The organism is Veillonella orientalis (assembly GCF_018406505.1).
In the GTDB taxonomy this organism is placed as follows: Bacteria; Bacillota; Negativicutes; order Veillonellales; family Veillonellaceae; genus Veillonella; species Veillonella nakazawae.
This window is the reverse complement of sequence record NZ_AP022322.1, coordinates 227,700-246,936: the sequence shown is the minus strand read 5'-3', so window position 1 is coordinate 246,936 and position 19,237 is coordinate 227,700. Positions and strand designations below refer to the sequence as shown.

General features: G+C 39.3%; 13 protein-coding genes. 2 read left to right on the top strand and 11 right to left on the bottom strand.

The annotated features are described in order from the left end of the window. Positions 1–21 precede the first annotated feature (21 nt). The 5 genes from hemG to VEIS1202513_RS00995 all read right to left on the bottom strand — a co-directional run bounded on the left by hemG (position 22) and on the right by VEIS1202513_RS00995 (position 7,863). Positions 22–1,644, bottom strand: coding sequence for a protoporphyrinogen oxidase (gene hemG / locus VEIS1202513_RS01015; protein WP_213467593.1), 1,623 nt, complete (start codon positions 1,642–1,644; stop codon positions 22–24). Beyond that, a complete protein-coding gene (gene hemH / locus VEIS1202513_RS01010) occupies positions 1,641–2,540 on the bottom strand; it encodes a ferrochelatase (protein ID WP_213467592.1) in 900 nt (299 codons plus the stop codon). Before hemH ends, hemG begins: the two co-directional genes overlap by 4 nt. 4 nt (positions 2,541–2,544) lie before the next feature. Continuing rightward, positions 2,545–3,588, bottom strand: a complete 1,044-nt coding sequence (hemE, locus tag VEIS1202513_RS01005) for a uroporphyrinogen decarboxylase (RefSeq protein ID WP_213467591.1) — start codon at positions 3,586–3,588, stop codon at positions 2,545–2,547. A 131-nt stretch (positions 3,589–3,719) separates the two neighbouring features. Further along, positions 3,720–6,602, bottom strand: coding sequence for an ATP-binding protein (locus VEIS1202513_RS01000; RefSeq protein ID WP_213467590.1), 2,883 nt, complete (start codon positions 6,600–6,602; stop codon positions 3,720–3,722). Further along, positions 6,592–7,863 (bottom strand): metallophosphoesterase family protein, encoded by a 1,272-nt coding sequence (locus VEIS1202513_RS00995; RefSeq protein ID WP_213467589.1) that lies wholly within the window; start codon positions 7,861–7,863, stop codon positions 6,592–6,594. Before VEIS1202513_RS00995 ends, VEIS1202513_RS01000 begins: the two co-directional genes overlap by 11 nt. 312 nt (positions 7,864–8,175) lie before the next feature. Here VEIS1202513_RS00995 and bioB point away from each other — a divergent pair, with 312 nt between their 5' ends. Beyond that, positions 8,176–9,204, top strand: coding sequence for a biotin synthase BioB (gene bioB, locus VEIS1202513_RS00990; RefSeq protein WP_213467588.1), 1,029 nt, complete (start codon positions 8,176–8,178; stop codon positions 9,202–9,204). 118 nt (positions 9,205–9,322) lie between these two features. Here the strand turns inward: bioB and VEIS1202513_RS00985 are convergent, their stop codons facing one another. Together VEIS1202513_RS00985 and VEIS1202513_RS00980 are read right to left on the bottom strand one after the other, a co-directional pair. Next, positions 9,323–9,685, bottom strand: coding sequence for a hypothetical protein (locus VEIS1202513_RS00985; RefSeq protein ID WP_005387626.1), 363 nt, complete (start codon positions 9,683–9,685; stop codon positions 9,323–9,325). A gap of 444 nt (positions 9,686–10,129) precedes the next feature. Continuing rightward, complete coding sequence (locus VEIS1202513_RS00980) at positions 10,130–10,729, bottom strand: TetR/AcrR family transcriptional regulator (protein WP_213467587.1); 600 nt, start codon at positions 10,727–10,729, stop codon at positions 10,130–10,132. A 161-nt stretch (positions 10,730–10,890) separates the two neighbouring features. On the opposite strand from VEIS1202513_RS00980, the gene VEIS1202513_RS00975 reads away from it, so the two are divergent. Continuing rightward, on the top strand, positions 10,891–11,676 hold the full coding sequence (locus tag VEIS1202513_RS00975) for an MBL fold metallo-hydrolase (RefSeq protein WP_105094603.1): 786 nt from the start codon (positions 10,891–10,893) through the stop codon (positions 11,674–11,676). A gap of 169 nt (positions 11,677–11,845) precedes the next feature. Here VEIS1202513_RS00975 and cooS read toward each other — a convergent pair whose 3' ends face one another. The 4 genes from cooS to VEIS1202513_RS00955 all read right to left on the bottom strand — a co-directional run bounded on the left by cooS (position 11,846) and on the right by VEIS1202513_RS00955 (position 19,099). Further along, positions 11,846–14,014 carry an anaerobic carbon-monoxide dehydrogenase catalytic subunit gene (cooS, locus tag VEIS1202513_RS00970; protein WP_105094602.1) on the bottom strand — a complete coding sequence of 723 codons (2,169 nt, stop codon included), beginning with the start codon at positions 14,012–14,014 and terminating at the stop codon, positions 11,846–11,848. A 387-nt stretch (positions 14,015–14,401) separates the two neighbouring features. Further along, positions 14,402–15,307, bottom strand: coding sequence for a LysR family transcriptional regulator (locus VEIS1202513_RS00965; RefSeq protein ID WP_213467586.1), 906 nt, complete (start codon positions 15,305–15,307; stop codon positions 14,402–14,404). Between the two features lie 141 nt (positions 15,308–15,448). Beyond that, positions 15,449–17,077: a phosphoenolpyruvate carboxykinase (ATP) gene (locus VEIS1202513_RS00960; protein WP_105094600.1), complete on the bottom strand. Its 1,629-nt coding sequence runs from the start codon at positions 17,075–17,077 to the stop codon at positions 15,449–15,451. Positions 17,078–17,470: 393 nt separating this feature from the next. Further along, positions 17,471–19,099, bottom strand: coding sequence for a PAS domain-containing protein (locus VEIS1202513_RS00955; RefSeq protein WP_213467584.1), 1,629 nt, complete (start codon positions 19,097–19,099; stop codon positions 17,471–17,473). Positions 19,100–19,237 lie beyond the last annotated feature (138 nt).

The following is a 19,237-nucleotide window of genomic DNA, read 5'->3' as shown; positions in this document are numbered from 1 at the left end:
TCTTATAATTATTTATTAATATCAATTTTCATTACTATCCACAATAGACTGTACTAATTCTTTCGCCTGTTTTACACCATCAGGAATACCGATGCCATCAAATGGTGTACCAATGAGATGTAAATTTGGATAGTGTTTCGCCACATGTTCACGTACAGCTTTAATACCTGCACGATGGCCCACATTATATTGCGGCATACAATGAATGAGACGGTTAATACGAACCCATTCAGGTTGCGTAGAGAAACTCATAATACGTTGTATTTCCTTTACCGCTAATTCTGAAAGTTCCTCATCATTGAGATGTTCTACTACATCATTGCCAGGTTTACCGATAAAGACGCGCAATACGATTTTATCGTCAGGCGTTGTTTGAGGCCACTTTTGATTAAGGATTGTACATGCCGTAAGAGGTGTATCTGTATTGCGTGTAATCAACAGGCCAGAGCCTTTTAATTCACCATCGAAGTTACTTTTATCAAAGGCCATAATGGCAATAGCGCAACTAGACTGTTCCATGGAACGCAAGAAATCAAAACCAGCATCATCTTTGAACCATTGGTTATACGTTGCCGGCGGTGTACAGATAATGACTTGATCTGCATTACCAGTGACTTCATCACTAGTAACGCTAGTGTTATGGCTTGTTTCTGCATCAGAATTTTCACGACTTGCTAATTGACCGTTACAGTTACAGTCCTCGGAATCTTGTTTTACGACGTCTAATGCATATTGACCATCAGTATAACGAATATCAGAGACTAATGCACTGGTATGTAGTGTTACATTGCTAGGCATGGTTTTAACGATGGCCGTAATAACACTTTCAAGGCCACCTGTCAATTGACGGAACATACCAGATTGAGCAGCAGTGCCTTTGCGACTTGCCATATCCGCTTGTGCCTTAGCGGACTTCGCTTCATGACTTTCAAATTGACGGTCTGTCATAGTCCCTTTACCTGCACGCGGTACGTCACCTTCAGCAACAGCACCTTTAGCCGCTTTGGTAACCCCCGCTTTGGAGTGTCCCATCTTAGCAGCCATCATACCTTTTACCATGTTCCCATATTTTTGTTCTACTTGAATAAAATGAGGGAACGTAGACAATAGGCTAATTTTATAGATATCGCCACCATAGATACCTGCTAATAATGGTTCGATGAGCTTATCCATCATTTCTTGTCCCAAATGGTATTTAAAGAAATGACCAATGGATACGTCACCATTTTTATCAAGTTGGTAGGGCTTTTTAAAGTAATCTAAACCAGCGCGTAATTTCCCAGGCCACGAAATGAGCGTTGCTTTCACAAAGGGCATCATTTCCGTTGGAATTCCCATAATGGAGCCCCCTGGAATAGGATGGATTGAACCCTTGTCATACACAAAGGCTTGCCCTGTTTCATTCGATACAAGGGTATCGCCTAAGCCAAGATCATAGATTAGGTCCGTCATTTCTGTTTTACGACCTAAATACGAGTCGGGGCCTAATTCCACTACGAAATCATCAACCCGTTGTGTTTGTATTTTCCCACCAAACCGTGGTGCTTGTTCGTAAAGAGTAATGTTCCAGTCCGGCTTTGCATGACCTAAATAATAAGCCGCTGTCAATCCTGTTAGGCCACCGCCCACAATTGTTACATTCACGAATGAATCCTTTCTAATATTGCACTCGCCATAGCTTGTAAGAATGTTTCATTACAATTCGGCATCTGTGCACGCATATATACAGCGCCGCCCGCATCAACGAGTTCTTTACACTCCACATCATTATCGTACAACACCTCTACATGATTGCTGACAAAGCCAAATGGTACAAAGGCGATATGTATCGCACCATTACGTAGAGCTTGATTGATGGCCTCTTCTACGGTAGGACCTAACCATTGACCATGTGGGGCCGCGCTCTGCCAAGCCACAGACCAATTAGATAAACCACAACGTTCTGCGATTTCTCGGGCACTTTCCTCTAAGGCTAACGCATAAGAATCTCCATTATGGCTATTAATAAGCGGTATACTATGAGCACTAAAAATTACAAATACATCGTTAGTAGCATTGATACAATCCGAAACGGCTTTTACCCAATATTCCATGAATGATGGTTGATCCCACCAGGAGCGAATCACATCAAAGGTTACACCCTGATGGTTACCAATTGCAGCTTGTACTTGCTTCTCATAGGCCCCTGTACCAAGAGACGTAAAGAATGGGGACGTGACGATAGCGATAATATGCTCTACACCTTGTTTGACTAATGCATCTACCGCATCAGCAATGGACGGCTTCATATGAAGATATCCAATGGCCGATGGTATGGATGGTAACAAAGTAAGCAGTCTATTATATTGACGTTCTGCCATCGTTTGTAATTCTACGTTGGACCACTGACCAATGACATCATAACGATGGGTAAGATTTGCAACTTCAGAATCGGTCGGCACGCGACCATGACGAATACTCGTCATGTATGGCACTAAATCATCCTTACTTGAAGGGCTACCATAGGATAAGAATAATAATCCTTTTTTCTCGATGTTCACTAGCTTACCCCTCTTGTGCCCATAATTCACGACTGCGTTCATGTACATAGTCTGTGAGCCAATGGAGCTTTTTAGGATCCGCCTCTGGGAATACGCCATGACCTAAGTTAAAGATATGACGGCCATAACGAACACCATCAAGTAAGATACGATCCACTTCGTGAGCTAATGTTTTTTCATCAGCAAATAAGTAGGCTGGATCGAGATTACCTTGCACCGTTTGTGTTACGCCTCGTTCATTCGCCATAACGATGGAGCTACGCCAATCAAGAGCGATTACATCCAATGGCAAATGAGACCAAATAGATACGAGATGATCTGTACCAACACCATTCATAGCCATAGGCAAGTGAGGGTATCGCTCCTTTACAGTCTTAATAATGCGTTCCATATGAGGATAAATACCTTGTTTATATTGGTCCGCATTCACTGCACCAACCCAAGAGTCGAAGATTTGTAATGCATTCGCACCTGCTTCGGCTTGCATAGACAAATATTCAATGGACATATCTGCTAACTTTGTCATCAATGCATTCCACACATCTGGTGCACCTATAAGCATGCCACGGGTCTTATTATAATTCTTTGTTGGTCCCCCTTCGATGAGGTAAGACGCAATCGTAAATGGTGCGCCACAGAACCCAATGAGCGGAACGTCGAGCATACCAGATGTTAATAGACTAATCGTTTTTCCAATATAATCTACCTTTGTAGGATCAAAGGTATCTAATGTATCTACATCAGCCATGGAGCGAATCGGTGTATTAAACACAGGGCCCACACCGGCCTTGAGCTCTACCTTTACATTCATCCCCACCATAGGACTCATAATGTCCTTATAAAGGATGGCTGCATCAACGCCGTATTCTTTTACAGGTAGCTCTGTAACACGAGCACATAATTCAGGCTCTTTTGTAATTTCAAAGAGTGTATATTTTTCTTTGATTTTGCGATATTCCGCTTGGCTACGACCAGCTTGGCGCATATACCACACAGGTGTTACACCAGGGTTCTTACCTTGGATCATATCTAAATATGCTGTATTCAAGTACTCAACCCCTTTCTTTCTAATCAATACTAACACACTATGATAACTAAAACAGTTACTTTAGTTACATCATTTGTAACGTCGCCATTACTATTCCCTGTGAAAGCTATATACCTTCACAGGGGTTATATTTAATTGCGACTTAATCTATGGCAATCAATACCTGTAACGGATTGAGCCATATCAAATACAGAGCGTTGGCATGTAAACAACCAAATTTGTTGGTTCTTGCCTATTTCTGCTAATAGTTCTAAGGCACTACGTTGACGGTTTTCATCAAAGCGCACGAGAATATCGTCTAGGATAATTGGCAAGGATTCAACTTGGTAAGAGAATACCTTAGCTAATGCTAGGCGCAATGCCAAGTAGACTTGATCGGCTAAGCCACTAGACCAGAACTTAAGTTCTAAGCGTTCTCCATTACCATTAACCAGTGCTACCCCTTCGTTGATCCCGAGGATATCAAAGGTATAGATACCGCCAGTCAAACGTTCTATATAAGAAGATGCAAGCTCTAACATATGAGGCTGTTTTTCTTGCTCATAGGACTGTTGAGCCTTATCCATGCAGTGGCTCATCAACACTTGAGTAGCCCAATCTTCGAGAGCAGATTCCAGTTCATTTTGTAACGCTTCACGCTCTTGAAGCATTTGGTGTTGCTCTTGGTCAGAACCTAGGGCACGCATAGACTCCACAATTTGACCACGGCGCTCATATAATATTGCCAACTTGTCTTCAATGGATGCTATTTCTCGTTCAGAATGCGCCAATTCATCAAGCCAATTATCCTTATTGCCTTCACGCAAGCGGCGATAGAATAAATCCCTATTCTCCGCATCAGGCGCTAGTAAGTCTAACTGAACCTGACTTTGTTTGTAAATGGTTTGCCATTGCTTGTATTGATCTTCATCAATAAGATGTTGACGATACTCGTTGGAGCTTTCCATACCAGCCTTGTGCAAAAGCTCTTGTTGACGAAGTAGTAATTCTTTTTCTTTGCGGTGCCAATTATCATACTCATTGCGGAAGCTTTTACGTTGTGCTTCCTTTTGTTCCCATACAATTTTATTTTGTTGGAAGTTTTTGTATTGGTTATAAATACGTTTTAACTCTGTTGGAGATACTGGCGCCTCCACACCAAGGTTATACCACAATGTCATCGCTTGGTCTTCGATAACACGTAAGCCTTCTTTATGTTCTGCTAAGCGTTTTTCATAACCTTCAATAGTACGTAACTGTTCATGGTACTGATCGTACTCTTGTTTGAGACCGAAGAAATCATCTTCATTAAGGCTCTTCGCCGCACCTTGAGGTAACCAATTCTGCCAAGCTGCAAGGGCTTCATCATAAATAGCTTGTAACGTATGTCCCTCTTGGATCCAACGATCAAGATGTGCCGCCCCTTCTATGGATGGAATTGGGCTCGCTACAGGTGTTGCGGCTTTAATGATTGCCTCTAGCTGATGCTCTACATCAGATTTACGAGAGGACAAGATTTGTAACTCATAGTTCAGTTTAGATACATCGGAATTACCATTATGACGTCGCCATGTAGCATACCAGAACAATGCCATAGATAGGATTAACAATATAAATCCACCGATTGTATATAGAACGGACTCTAATACTAAGAGGCCCGCTAATACAAGTAGTACACCAATAACGGCTGCTACGCCGCTAATGCGTTGTAACCACTTTGGCAAATTACTCGGTTGTGCATCGGGACCATAGCTATCGCGTTTTTCTGTAACTCGATCAATATCCATCAAGATAAGCTCTAGTTCACGTTCAAGATGCTCTTTTTTTGCCAAATCCGCTTCGCTGTAATTTGGTAACGATGCTCCGTCGAGATTGGCTGCTGGCAAATCATCAGAGGCCTCAGCAGGCTTGCGATCTTGCCAATGTAATAATTGATCTTTAGCAGTGCGCAAGCGACTTGCTAAGCGCTCTCCTTCAAACCAATTCACATCATCAGCCATCGGCTCATCATCACGCCACGCAGAATGCATAGAACGAGAAAACTCTAATTGTTCTCGTACCTTAAAAATGTATGCATCCCCTTCTTCACACTCCCGGCGCAATTGTTCCCACTTGGCACCTTGTTGGATAAGGTCTTCAATATCTTGACCATACGTACCAAATGGACTATCCGGGCTAAAGTTAGCTGGCATCAAGGCCGCTTCCTTTTCTTGCCACAACTGCATATTGTCTCGAGCTCGTTTGATGTCCTCATCGATACGAAGAAACTCATCACGACTCAAGGCAAGCTCACTATTGTACTGTTGCATATGCATACGCGCTTCTTCGCTACGGCGATACGTATCCCATGCGCGCAATACGACGTCTATACCATCGCGGTATTCCTTCCACTCTTGCAACTGACCTTGCAATTCTGCTTCAGTCTGTTCCGTACTGTGAAAGGCTTTTTGCAATTCTACATATTGCGTTTCATGCTCGGCTAAATGACTTAACTTTTGACGATTGTCTTTAAGCTCATCCATCAACACATTGATGCGCCGTTTACCATTGGAGGAAGCTACTAATAGATCAGTAGCGCCTTTTTCCACATCTTTTACGACAGAGCCTAAATGCTCGCCCCCTTCAGCACCGAAGAAACGAGACCGAACCTCTACCTCTTGTAGAACATCGAGCCCTTGTAAATCATCAAGGGTCAATGCAAAAATTCGATTATATGTTTTTTTATCAATACCATGCCACCAGTATTGAGCTGGCTCCTCATGAATGGCTGGATTTCCAGGACTGTAAAAGTCTAGTTGTTTACCCTTACGACCAATGTAGTAGCTTTCACCATTACGCTCTACATCAAGGGAACCCGTCATAGGCCCATAAGCCTTATGAGTACCACCAAATAGAAGTGTGCGCATCCCTTCAAGCAAAGAGGTTTTGCCACTTTCATTAGGGCCATACATGAGCTGAACGCCATGATTTCCCGTAGTGAAAGACCAGTCGCGATACGGGCCAAATTCATCAAATCGTATGCGTTTAATGTTCATCGTTAGCCCCCATCAATACAGTAACACCTTCAATTTCACAGCGCTTCAAGGCGCGAAGCAATAATCCATCACTCAACAAATCGGCATATACACCTAAGCGTTTAAACTCAGGTCGTTCTGCCAAAATTTGACGTACCGTCTGTACCGCATTGCCATCGACCATATCATCATAGGCGCGTAAATAATCCCCTACCACATCGGATAACAATCTACGTTCAGCCAAATTAATGCTAGGTCGCGTATTACACATCATGCGATAAGGCATAACAAATATAGACTTGCTTTTCTCTTCACTTTGGGACTCTTGCAACCATAATTTGCGCACACCTTCTTGTGTACATAAACGATGCAATGGACCTGTACCTACGAGAACAATGGAAAGCAAGATATTTTTCTTATGTTGCTTACGCAGATTCTCTTTTTTATGGCGTAAAATTTCTAAGAATTCTGCTTCCGTTTTCATGCCTGCAATATCAATTTTGATTTCTTCAAAACGGATTGCACTTGTTTCAATGAAACGAGGTTCACAATGACCATTATGAGATACAGAGACGAGATAGCACCCCTTAGGGCCTATTTCCTTGCGGTGTAAACCTTGGGGATTACCGGAATAGACAACAAGAGGTTCCTCGCTAAGAACTTGAGATTTGTGAATATATCCTAACGCCCAATAGTCCATAGCCGCCTCTGCTAGATCAGTTAAACTGCACGGGCCGGTCACATTATGGTTTTCAGAGCCTACACTAGAACCGACTGTGCCGTGCATGACAGCCAAAGAAAACTCATCTCGTTCAAAGGCGCGGTATTGGCGCGCATAATTGTCGCTTTCATTACCATGGCCACAGCTAATACCGTAAACGCCACCAATTTCTATATTGTTAACAATTAATGGGAAACGTTGTACTTGTTCACTAGAGAATACATGCACATTATCTGGCATTTGCAGTTGCGCCTTCCAGCTTTCAGCAGGGTCATGATTACCTTGCACCATATATACTGCAATGCGATGTTCCGCCAAGCGATACATGGCGCGCACAAATCGCACCTGTGCCTCTAAATTATGATCTTCGCTATTATAAATATCACCAGCTATGACAACCGCATGAACATGCTCATCAATAGCAGTGTCAATAATTGCATCAAAGGCTACATAGGTAGCTTCGCTCACGGCGCGATCAACGGCGCGGCTAATACCTGTAGCATATTGAAAGGGTGCCCCTAAATGCAGGTCACCACAGTGTATAAATCGAAATGGCTGCATCTATATCCACTCCTTGTATTAGTACTTTTATTATAGTTATATATAGTAATTACAATATTTTATTATACTACAAAACAGTAAAGATTACTTAAAAATAACTATCAATCAATCTATCAAAATAGATACTAAAATATAGTATCTCCCATTAGATTCAAACTATAGGCCTTACCTGTATTCAAAATAGTCTAAAACCTACTGCGACATTTTTGTTAACTTAAAAATACATTAAGTTGACAATTTATACACGAACGTTTACAATCAAATTGTCAATATTTTATGTTTTTATTAAGTTAACAATTCTTGGAGGCTATTATGGCTTTGCCTACAGATCAACAATCAACCCAAGTGGGTACATACGAAAAAATCCTTACTATTGCCAACCGCATTATGAACGGCGGCGAAATTACTAAGAAAGAAGCAATCGAGCTGATTCATACTTCAGATGATGACACTATGATTTTACTTGCTATGGCCGATAAAATTCGCCAGCATTTCAATGACAACTCCGTGGATGTATGTGCCATTGTAAATGCACGTTCTGGTAAATGTCCTGAAAACTGTAAATTCTGTGCCCAATCTGCCCATCACGAAACAGGTGTTCAAGAATATCAGTTCATGGATGATGAAAGCATCCTCGATGCGGCACGCAAAGCTAAAGAAGCAGGCGCTATTCGTTTTTCTATCGTAACGAGTGGTCGTAATACTAATAACCCAAATGAATTTAACCAAATCATTCGCGTATTAGACCGTATTAAAAACGAAGTAGGTCTCGAAATTTGCTGTTCTCTTGGTTTGTTAACTTACGAACAAGCTCTCAAATTAAAAGAAGTGGGTGTAACTCGATACCACTCCAATATCGAAACAGCGCCTAGTCACTTCCCAGATATTTGTACAACCCATTCCTACGAAGATAAAATGTCTACTATCGATAATGCTCAAAAAGCAGGTATTCGAGTTTGCTCTGGCGGCATCTTCGGTCTTAATGAAACATTAGAACAACGCGTAGAGATGGCATTCGAGCTTAAACGTTTGCATATTGACTCTGTACCACTCAACATTTTAAATCCTGTTAAAGGTACACCATTTGAAAATAATAAAGCATTACGTCCTCTAGATATTTTACGTACCTTCGCTGTGTTCCGTTTCATCTTGCCAAACGCATTGATTCGTACAGCTGGCGGTCGTGAAGTAAATCTTCGTGACTTACAAGCTTATGCTTTAAAAGGTGGTCTTAACGGCATCATGGTTGGTGGCTACTTAACAACTGGTGGTCGATCTCCACAAGACGATCTCCAAATGATTCAAGACTTGGAGCTAAGTCGCAATTCTGCCCAAGTTTAAATTTTCGTATATACCATTCTCGTTTGAGAATGTTGTATATAAAAAATATTCCTAAGATTTATAATTTTTTTACACATATAAAAAAGAACCATCTAGTTTGCTGTGCTAGATGGTTCTTTTATTGCCACAATAAATTATAAATGGCTTGACCATTTGTATTGCCTTCAATAGGTTCTGGGTTTTCATTATACTCTACATTTTCATAAGGTGTACCGTCTGCCATGTACGCATCTACCTTTAACGTTTCCATGGTACGATTATATCTACTTATATACACTTTATATCGCAATTCGTCGCCACCCAGTTCATTGACCCGCAGCCACAAAAGCGCATCATAATCACTTTTTTGAACACTGTCATTGTCAATAAATAATTGGTTTCCTGACGCATCTGGTCCAACATAATACCAGTCCGTTGCGTTAGCGGTCCCCCCTATACTGAGTAGCCACAAAAGGGACAATATGGTTAATATTTTCCTCATATGACTGCTCCTCTCATGCCTAAGAGCTGTATACTTTATAAAACTTTAATAGCCATTAAACCTTTATAAAATATACAACTTCTCCTTTATATATAATACCAAAATTGTCCCATATTTATCAACAATAATTAAACTTAATTATTATCTTTTTTAGAATTTCAAGAAATTAAAAGAAATTTCTTAAAAAATTTCATTTTCGACTCATTTTTTGTTCTTATAATGACAATGTCAAATGATAAATAGAGGTAACAATTCCCTGGTTACCATACGTGTATTTATCTCCCGACAAGTATTACTAACCCCAAACCTACTACTTGTTTAAATACATGGTTCATTTGATATTAATACTAACACTCCCCTTACATGAAAAAAGGACTCCAGTTGGAGTCCTTTTTTCGTTGTATAAAACTTTAATGAATCTCAAAATACAAGCGTGTATAAATTCTATTTATTTTGTAATCCACGATAAACGAGTTCAAAAATAATTTTCTGAGCTTCTAACCACTCATCGCTCTGAGACCACTTATATTGTTTATTAACAGCATATAGACCGTGTACTAAAAATACAAAAACAGATACCCCAACATCAAACGAAATACCAAGAGATTCTGCTATAACGAGCCCTTGTCGATCTTTTTCACGTCCTATAATGCGTTGTAATACATATTCTGAAATTTGTTCATCTAAAAATAAAGGTAAATACTTTTTATGTCGTATAATACGCTGACATAAAGGCAATCTATCAAAAATAGAATCGTATGCTTCTCTCAACGAAACAGAATTAGAAGCAGCTGATAAGGTGTTAGCTATAGTTTGTAAATTGTTGTTATCTACCATTCCTGGCTTCGAATAAGCGATTGCATCATCCACTAAATCATCAACAATTTCCATGATATTACTATAGTGTAAATAAAAAGTGGAACGAGTTATACCCGAAGCTTTACACAACGATGTTACTGTTACAGACTCAAAGGAATTGTTTGCTAACCAACTAAGCAGGCCTTCTTTTAACAACATACGTGTCATTTCTTTTCGAGTTATCATATAACCTCCAACATAGACACTTTTATACAATGTGTCTATTAATAAACATAGTGTTAATTATTGTTGAGACTAGTATACCAAAACAAGATACACTAGTTCTAGAGATTACAAATGATAATCTATTCAATTAAATCGACAATAATTTAATTAAGGAGATAACTATGACACAATATACTCACATTCGAAATGCTACAGGAAAATTAACAATAAAAAATACAACATTCCTTATTGATCCATTTTTAGCACCAAAAGATACTTATCCTGGTTTTGAAGGAACATTTAACTATCAACAAAGAATGCCTATGGTTGATTTACCTCTATCAATGGACAATCTATTAAGCAATGTAACTGCAGTGGTAGTTACACACACACATCTCGACCATTGGGATGAAACGGCAATTAATGCTATTCCAAAATCACTTCCTATTTTTGTACAAAATACAGCGGACAAAGAACTTATTACTTCACAAGGCTTTAATGATGTACGTATCATTTTTGAAAGTCTAGAGTTTAATGGTATCACATTAAGAAAAACAGGTGGCTCCCACGGCACGGTAGAAATGTATGCAAATCCAGTTCTCGCACCATTAGCAGGCGATGCGATGGGTGTTATTTTTGAAGCAGCAGACGAACCAACTGTGTACCTTGTAGGCGATACAGTTTGGACAAGTGATGTAGAGAAGGCCCTCCTTCGCTTCGACCCTAACGTTATTATTATGAACACTGGATATGCTCAAGTTTTAGGCTTTGAAGATAGTATTATTATGGGTACAAAAGATATTGGCCGCATGGTGGTACGCAAACCAGAGGCAAAAATTATTGCGGTTCACATGGATACAGTTAATCACACAGCAACAAGCCGTGAGGATGTGCGCAAATTTATCAAAGGCAACAACATTGAAAGCCATGTAGCAGTGCCTGAAGATGGTGAAACCATCACACTTTAATAGGTCTAAAACAATTAGTACATCATACTACGGCTAATACAAGACTAGTAAAAAATATATCCACAAACAATAAAAAACACCCTCTTAATTCTAATAGTCATAATAACTATAAGATCTATAGAGGGTGTTTTTATACTTAACTACAAATTATTATCTATCAAAAGATAAACTATTTTACTTCAGCCCAACCTAAAGCAGCGCGTTTAGCATCGATATCAGCTAAGATTTTTTCAGCTACTTTAGCAGGATCAGTATTTACATACATAACAGAACCTAAGATATCCTTAGTGTCTTCTTTAAGCCATTTTGTAACAGCATCAGAGCCTTGTGTAGGTGGCTCAACGCAGTGGTAAGAGTTGATACCCATCAAGCGGAAGCCAAGGGATGCATCGATACCTTTTTCGTTAGACCATTCAGGGCTAGACATTGCAAATGGCATTTGTGGCAAGTTAAGACCTAATTCACCTGCAATACCAGCAAAGATACCGGAAGAACGAGCATTATCTACACATTCGCCAACATGCCATACTGGTGGTTGATCATCGCCCAAGAACTCTTGCAATGCAGGGCTACATTTCTTAATAGCATCTGTATTACAATAACCAAGTTTCATCAATGGGAAGGATGCACAACCATTTGTTAAGATGATACAGCCGTTTTTGATAAGTGTATCAACGATATCTACAGTTGCTTTTTCGTAGATAACGCGAGGGTTGGAACAACCTACTACGTTTACGATACCACGAACTTTACCAGATTTTAAAGCCTCTGCCAATGGTTTGAAGGAACCATAATGTTTAACAGTGGATTCTGGAGAGAAACCAACTTCAGCAGTGATTTCGTATGGCGGAATGAATACAGGCATACCTTTACGCAATTCATGAGCTTCAAGAGCGCGATCCAAGATTTTGCGAGCCAATGCTTTTGTTTCAGACAAGTTAGTGTGATGGTGATCGTAACCGATGTGTTCTGCACCTGGTAAACGAGCTGCATCAGATGTAGTAATAACTTTTGTGTTGAAGCAACGTGCTACGTCCATGATAGCAGGGTAAACGTCTTGAACGTCAGCTACCCAGCAATCAAGAGCGCCTGTACCAAGTACAAGTTCCGCACCGATAGCATTACACAATGGAATAACGTTTTCGTAGCGGTACATGCTGGACAAACCAGAGCAGCAGATACCGTAGAATTGGATACCTTTAGCACCGATAGCTTTCGCTTTTTCTAAGTACTCTTCAGAGGCACCAATTTTACAAATTTGGGATACTAATGTTGGCAAGTGACCATGAACAGCGATGTTAACATAACCTTTTTTCAAAGCACCGATGTTAACTTTGGATGTACGACGACCACCAAGACCGAATAATGCATCTGTTGCGATGTCCGCTGCCACTACGCCAGTGAATGTGAAAGCAAGGCCACAACGCAAGAATTGTTTCATATTGCTTTCCCAATCGCCATCTGTACCTACGCATGTACGATGATATGCATCAAATGCTTCATTATACGCAGAAATAGGCAAGATATCCAAGTTTTTCCATACTTCACGACGTTCAGCTGGAGCTAACGCTGTAATTGTTTTATATTCGCCAGGCAATGCACGGCTCAAATCTTCGAGCAATACATCTGCCAAGTCATTAGCCACTTCTTTTAAGGAACGGCCTTCTTCAGGGATGTTGAAAGCTTTACATACAGTACGAATTTTTTCTTCACCCATAATTGGAATATCCAATTGGTCATTAGCGGCAGCTTTCAAAGAAATCAAGATTTCACGAGCATGCGCACCATGTTGAGTCAAGCCACCTGCAGCAGCACGTGTCATATTACGAGCTACGATAAGGTCAGCATCAGCACCACAGACACCGCGAGGGCTCTTAGGTGTAATTTTACATGGACCCATGAAGCAGATACGGCAACATACGCCTGCAATACCGAAAGTACATTGTGGTTGTTGTTTATCGAAACGGTCAAATACTGTATCGCAACCAATTTGCTCCATGCGAAGAATCATTTCGCGTACAGCTGGATCTGGTGTTTGTTCGATAACATCTTGTTTTGTAGGCCAAGTTTTACGATATTCTGCAACGGCTTTCATGTAGTCGTTTACGCCATGTTCATGAGGTACCCCTGGTTCATGAGTGTGTGGCACCCATTTATCCGTAGGCAACGCTTTGCCATGACTATGGTCATGGTCATGATGGTGATCATGGTCGTGATCGTGATGGTGACCGCCACAATGGCAGTGATCATGGTCATGATGATGGTCATGATCATGATGGTGATGATGTTCGCCATGGCTGTGATCATGGGTATTTTTATTTTCCACATCTTTACTCATAATAATCCTCCTAGGGGCCTACGTAGGCCAACTAATACTAATAAGAAAACATATTCTACTTTTATGCAAGTTAATTCCACCTCAACGATGGGTTTTAAATCCTATCTCCAAAATATGTTTTAAACTACTATAAGTATATTTTCTGAAAGGACATTTGTCAATTAAATTTTGAGAAATTTTTGACCCATTTATACTTATAAATCATTATAATAACTACATTTATCAAATTCGATACTTTCAGATTTTCTTCATAAAACAAAGAAGACTAATTCCTAAATTTTATAGGAATTAGTCTTCTTTATCTATATAATACTATAGTTGATATTGTTTTATATGAATTATTATTTGCAAACAGTACTTAACACTCTAACATTCCATCTGTGTAATTTATAAGAATCGTTGCATAACTTGAGCCACTTCAGGCAAATGGAATCGCTTTGCTCTATCTGATCTCGCTACAAGAACTAATTGACGGAAACATAGTTTTGATGCTAAAGGATAGAATTTAACTTTATCATCATCACCTTTGCTATTGAGTGTACTCGGCAAGAAAGTAATACCATAATCATCTTCTACTAAAGAGCGGCAGGTATCTAAGTTTTCAGAACCAATAACAGCTTTTGGCACGAAGGATTCAGCCTGACATAGACGATTTACCAAGGTTCGCAACTTAAGGCCTTCTCTTATGAGAATAAAAGGGAAAGACCCAAATGGTGCTATCTCATGTATTCCATTCGGTGTCATGAGCGAGTCAGCAATAGCTATAGCTTTTTTATTCTCTACACTAACAGCTAATAAAATTTGCTCATCTAACACAGGATAACTTTCAAGAGCTTGAGAGTAAATTGGTGTTGGAAATAGACCTACATCAACCAATCCATCACAAATTTGTTGCTCCAAAAAATGGGACTCCCCTTCTACTACATGAAATTCCCAGGATGGTTCAATTTGTTGAAAGCTCTTCAATGTTTTGCCCAACATATGATGACCATAGAATTGAGACAAGCCAATACGCACATGATAAGCCGCATCAGACCCTTGATTAATGATAGACTGCGTTAAAGCCTCTACCTTTCGAACTAAAGGCATCCCCTCTTTAGCAATTTGTAACGCTGCAGCTGTTGGTATAACCTTTGTACGATCTCGAGCAAATAACGGCACCCCTAATTCAGCCTCAATGCGACGAATACTTTGACTCAATGCAGGCTGAGAAATATATAGTTTTTTAGATGCCTTTGAAAATGATACCATCTCGACGATAGTACTTATATATTTAATATCCTTTATATCCATATAAACACCTTATAACAAAACATTATTGATTTATCATAAGTATATATTACCACAAAATAAAAAGCCCTCCACAAGGAGGGCCTTTTATTTGAGCAGTTAGACAGTCTCAATATTATATTGAGGATTTAATAAATTTTGAGACTACATTAGAGTTTTCAATACATCCAATACTTCTCGGGGCAATTCGTTTTTATGACCAATAAGTTTTTCTACATAGTCATAGCGGAACTCGAAAGCTTTGTGTAATTGGTGATGGTATTCACGCACTTGGAATGGTGGTTCAAAACCAGGAACCTCAACATAAGAGAGGTTTTCATATTTATAGAATGGTTTGAAGTCCAATGTACCTTCTACCAAACGTTCTAATAAATCAAGAGTTACCTCTTTAGGAATTTTGTCTTCCAAGAAGAAGCCTGTGTTCATAATGTAGCATTGTACACCACATTCAGAGAATAATTTTTTGTAGCTTTCATAGTCACGAACCAATGGATATGTACGGAATGGATTTGCATATGGTTCGATAACAAGTGCATTTGGATCAACGTGAGCATCCAGCTTTTCAGCAGTAGAGCGACGTGTAGCTAGTGTTGCACCCATTGTAGATGCCAAAACAGGGTCATCAATTTTAAGGATTGGTGGTAATGTTTTATCCTTCATAAGCCATACAATAGCATTAACTGGTTGATCTACGTAGTTTACACGATTATCTGTCCAGAATTGAGATTTAATAGCGCGACCATTGTTATTACGCACATCTTCAGCCAACACAACCTTACGGCCATCCTCATCCATAGTTACGCCTACGTTTTGTAGTGTTAACAAGAATTCATTAGCCGGATGTTCCACAGGGTAATCTTGCATTTTGTCGAAATATGTAGGTTCAAGAGCAATAGAACTCAAGTCATTAGTATTGATGATATACGCATCGTCATGCAAGATAGAAATATCATAACGACCATCATGCTTTTCATGAGTTAATGTGGATTTACCAGAACCGGACAAGCCAAATACACCGATTGTATAGCTTTTACCATTGTCAAGATTGTAACGTTTCATACCACCGTGGCATGCTACATAGTCGAAGCGGTTCGCCAAGGACCACGCCAATGTAAGGGTACCTTTTTTATGTTCACCGAAGTAGCGCATACCAAGAATCATAGCGCAGTTATGAGCTGGGTCAAAAATAGCAAGCCCACCTGGATGGCCTGGTACCACATAGTCAGGATCAGAATAGATATAAATGTCGCCTTCTGGAATTTCTACGCTATCATTGTAGAATTCTTTTACAGCTGCATCAAAGAACTTAAAGTTCATGATCCAAGAATACAAAATAGATGCGTGATCTTTTGGAATCATCAAATGAGCACGAGCAGTAAATTTTTTATCAAGACCTACGATAGTATCAGCAGAAATCCATTCTTTACCACGGCTATCATAGACTGCATCACGTGCAATATTAGCGAGTTCCACTTCGTCAATGCCTTCATCGCCAATAATACGACGAGCTTTTGCATAACGACCTGTAGTTTTACCATCATTTGTAACAAGTACCTTTGCATCAGCTGGCAAACCTTGCTCGCATGGTTTATATACAGGCATATCGAGGACGATAACGCCAGGTTCTTCAGTGGCAAATTGGTACGCTTGTGCCACAGATGTAATAGGCGTTACATTGTTTCCATAAAATGCAGTTTCAATAGTACTGCGCATCTTAGAAAATAATGGGTTTGTTTTAATTTCACTTTGCTTCCAAACGCGTCTTGTCGACATAGTATCCAGATCCTCACCTTTAATATATACGTAATTTCTCTTGTAAAAGTAGTTTAAGATAAGAAAATACTGCATCCGCAAATACTTTCATTATGTTTTATTGTACCCTTTTCAGACAAATTTGTATACACAAAACAGATGAATTATAAGAAATTAATGCATGCTTTTTTTAAATTAGTGCAACACATTTTATATAAAATATTTTAATAACTCTATCTGTTTTATTGAATTTATTCTAATAATGATTAATATAAAAGAGCTAACTGAATATACATCAACTAATAAAAAATAAAATGAGGCTAGGTCATATGACCTAGCCTTTTATTCTAGAAAAACAAATATTTATCTTCTAAATTCAAGTTCCAAATATATCCTCTATATCTATTTTCTAGTTTACTTTTTATTTCTATTAATAAATCCATCAATTTTACCGACTAAATCATCTACATTAAAATCACCGCGCTCTGCAATCATCTTAATAGTAGCTACCTTTGCCATCACTTTTACCATCGGCGTTTTCAACTTCTCAAATTTAGGATTTAAGGAAATCAAATAATCTACCACTTCAGGGCTCTGTTTAATCAAGTTAGATAGAGTTGTCTTTGCATCGATATGGAAACGACCGTCAGCATCGGTAGTGAGTGGTTCTTCATCTACTTCTTCTGCAGCCTCTTGAGCTAGGGATTTATCATTACCATTACTATTGTCTGTATTTCCTACAAAATCAGTCTTATCCCAAGTCAACAATGTACGAGAGCCTTCAAGTTCACGAATATGAGTACAATCTTGCATCATTTCTAAGACACCGCGGAATTTACCATTTTCATCACGTACCGCTGTATAAATAACGTAGATAAACAATCCCGGTTTATTGATCCAGAATTCAGCTTGGTTTTGCTCACCAGAACGGAATTTCTCTACGATTTCCTCTACAATGTGAACAGACTTTGCAGGGTGACAATTCTTTACCTCACGACCGATAACATTGGCACTGCGAGGGAAAATGCGATGTGGCGTATCGCTATAGAACTTAACAAGTTCGTTTTCATCTACATAGGATAAATCTACTGGAAGATGACGGAACAGCAAATTGATTTGCTCTAAGGTTAATTTACCTGTCGCCACATCGAGGACTGTATCCTTGCCAACTTGTGCTCCACCTACAGGACCTACATACTTAGATAACAAGCCTGCCAAATCATTTAGAAACTCATTAGATACTGCACTATTTTGACTAGCAGCATTTCCATTTAATGAGGCTGCGGAATCGTTAATACCTGGCACGACATATAAACCTGGTGCGTTAATAATAGCATAGCCGATTTCATGATCATTTTTACTCATGCGCACAAACTCTTCATCGCTTAATAATTTAAAGGATGTTGGCAATAAAACCTCTAACTCCTTAGAGTTCAAATCACGTAACTTTGCCAATGTTTCTGGAACAGATGCTAAAAACTCCTCATATTTATCTTCCCGAAGCAAAGCATAGGATGCAGAGATAGCATCGCGTACGCCGTCATCAAAGGTCCACATAATACGGGTAGGACGATCAAACCCATGATTTTCTAACATTGGATATAATTGATTTTGCTTACGAGATAGATGGATACGCCATTCTGCTAAGGAATCAAATATGCCAAGCCAAGGATTTTTAATAAACTTATCTTGTTTTAATAATTCATCCGCTTCAAGAGCTACTTTTTCAACAGCATTGATTTCTTCTAAATAAGCCCACAATGGATGATTCTCTGGGTACTCATTTTCGGCACGCACTAATACACCGTCAAATAAATTCAACAAATCATCCATCTTGTCTAGTATTTCTTCATCCTTATAGACACCTTTCAAACTTTGCTCTGCATAAGCAAATTCGTCAGGCGTGCAAGTACCTAACTTTTCTTTTAAAATACGATTACCCTCTTCCAAGGATAATTTACCGTCTAAATAATCCTCTTTAATAGATACAATAATTCTGTACCGTTCGTTATTAATGTCTAGCTTTTGCTGTAATGGATTCATATGCTTATACCTCCACGGGTCAAAGACTATTAGTATATACAATATATTATTACTATATTAAATATACATTTATTATACTTATTTTGAAAGTAATTTTCAGTTGCTGTGGATACATTTCTCAAGATAATTGAGCCACAA

Excerpts from the sequence above, each read along its gene's own strand:
- VEIS1202513_RS00985 (WP_005387626.1), bottom strand. The coding sequence starts at position 9,685 with ATGAGGAAAATATTAACCATATTGTCCCTTTTGTGGCTACTCAGTATA.
- VEIS1202513_RS00980 (WP_213467587.1), bottom strand. The coding sequence starts at position 10,729 with ATGATAACTCGAAAAGAAATGACACGTATGTTGTTAAAAGAAGGCCTG.
- VEIS1202513_RS00975 (WP_105094603.1), top strand. The coding sequence starts at position 10,891 with ATGACACAATATACTCACATTCGAAATGCTACAGGAAAATTAACAATA.
- VEIS1202513_RS01000 (WP_213467590.1), bottom strand. The coding sequence starts at position 6,602 with ATGAACATTAAACGCATACGATTTGATGAATTTGGCCCGTATCGCGAC.
- VEIS1202513_RS00995 (WP_213467589.1), bottom strand. The coding sequence starts at position 7,863 with ATGCAGCCATTTCGATTTATACACTGTGGTGACCTGCATTTAGGGGCA.
- VEIS1202513_RS00955 (WP_213467584.1), bottom strand. The coding sequence starts at position 19,099 with ATGAATCCATTACAGCAAAAGCTAGACATTAATAACGAACGGTACAGA.
- VEIS1202513_RS00960 (WP_105094600.1), bottom strand. The coding sequence starts at position 17,077 with ATGTCGACAAGACGCGTTTGGAAGCAAAGTGAAATTAAAACAAACCCA.
- cooS (WP_105094602.1), bottom strand. The coding sequence starts at position 14,014 with ATGAGTAAAGATGTGGAAAATAAAAATACCCATGATCACAGCCATGGC.
- VEIS1202513_RS00965 (WP_213467586.1), bottom strand. The coding sequence starts at position 15,307 with ATGGATATAAAGGATATTAAATATATAAGTACTATCGTCGAGATGGTA.
- bioB (WP_213467588.1), top strand. The coding sequence starts at position 8,176 with ATGGCTTTGCCTACAGATCAACAATCAACCCAAGTGGGTACATACGAA.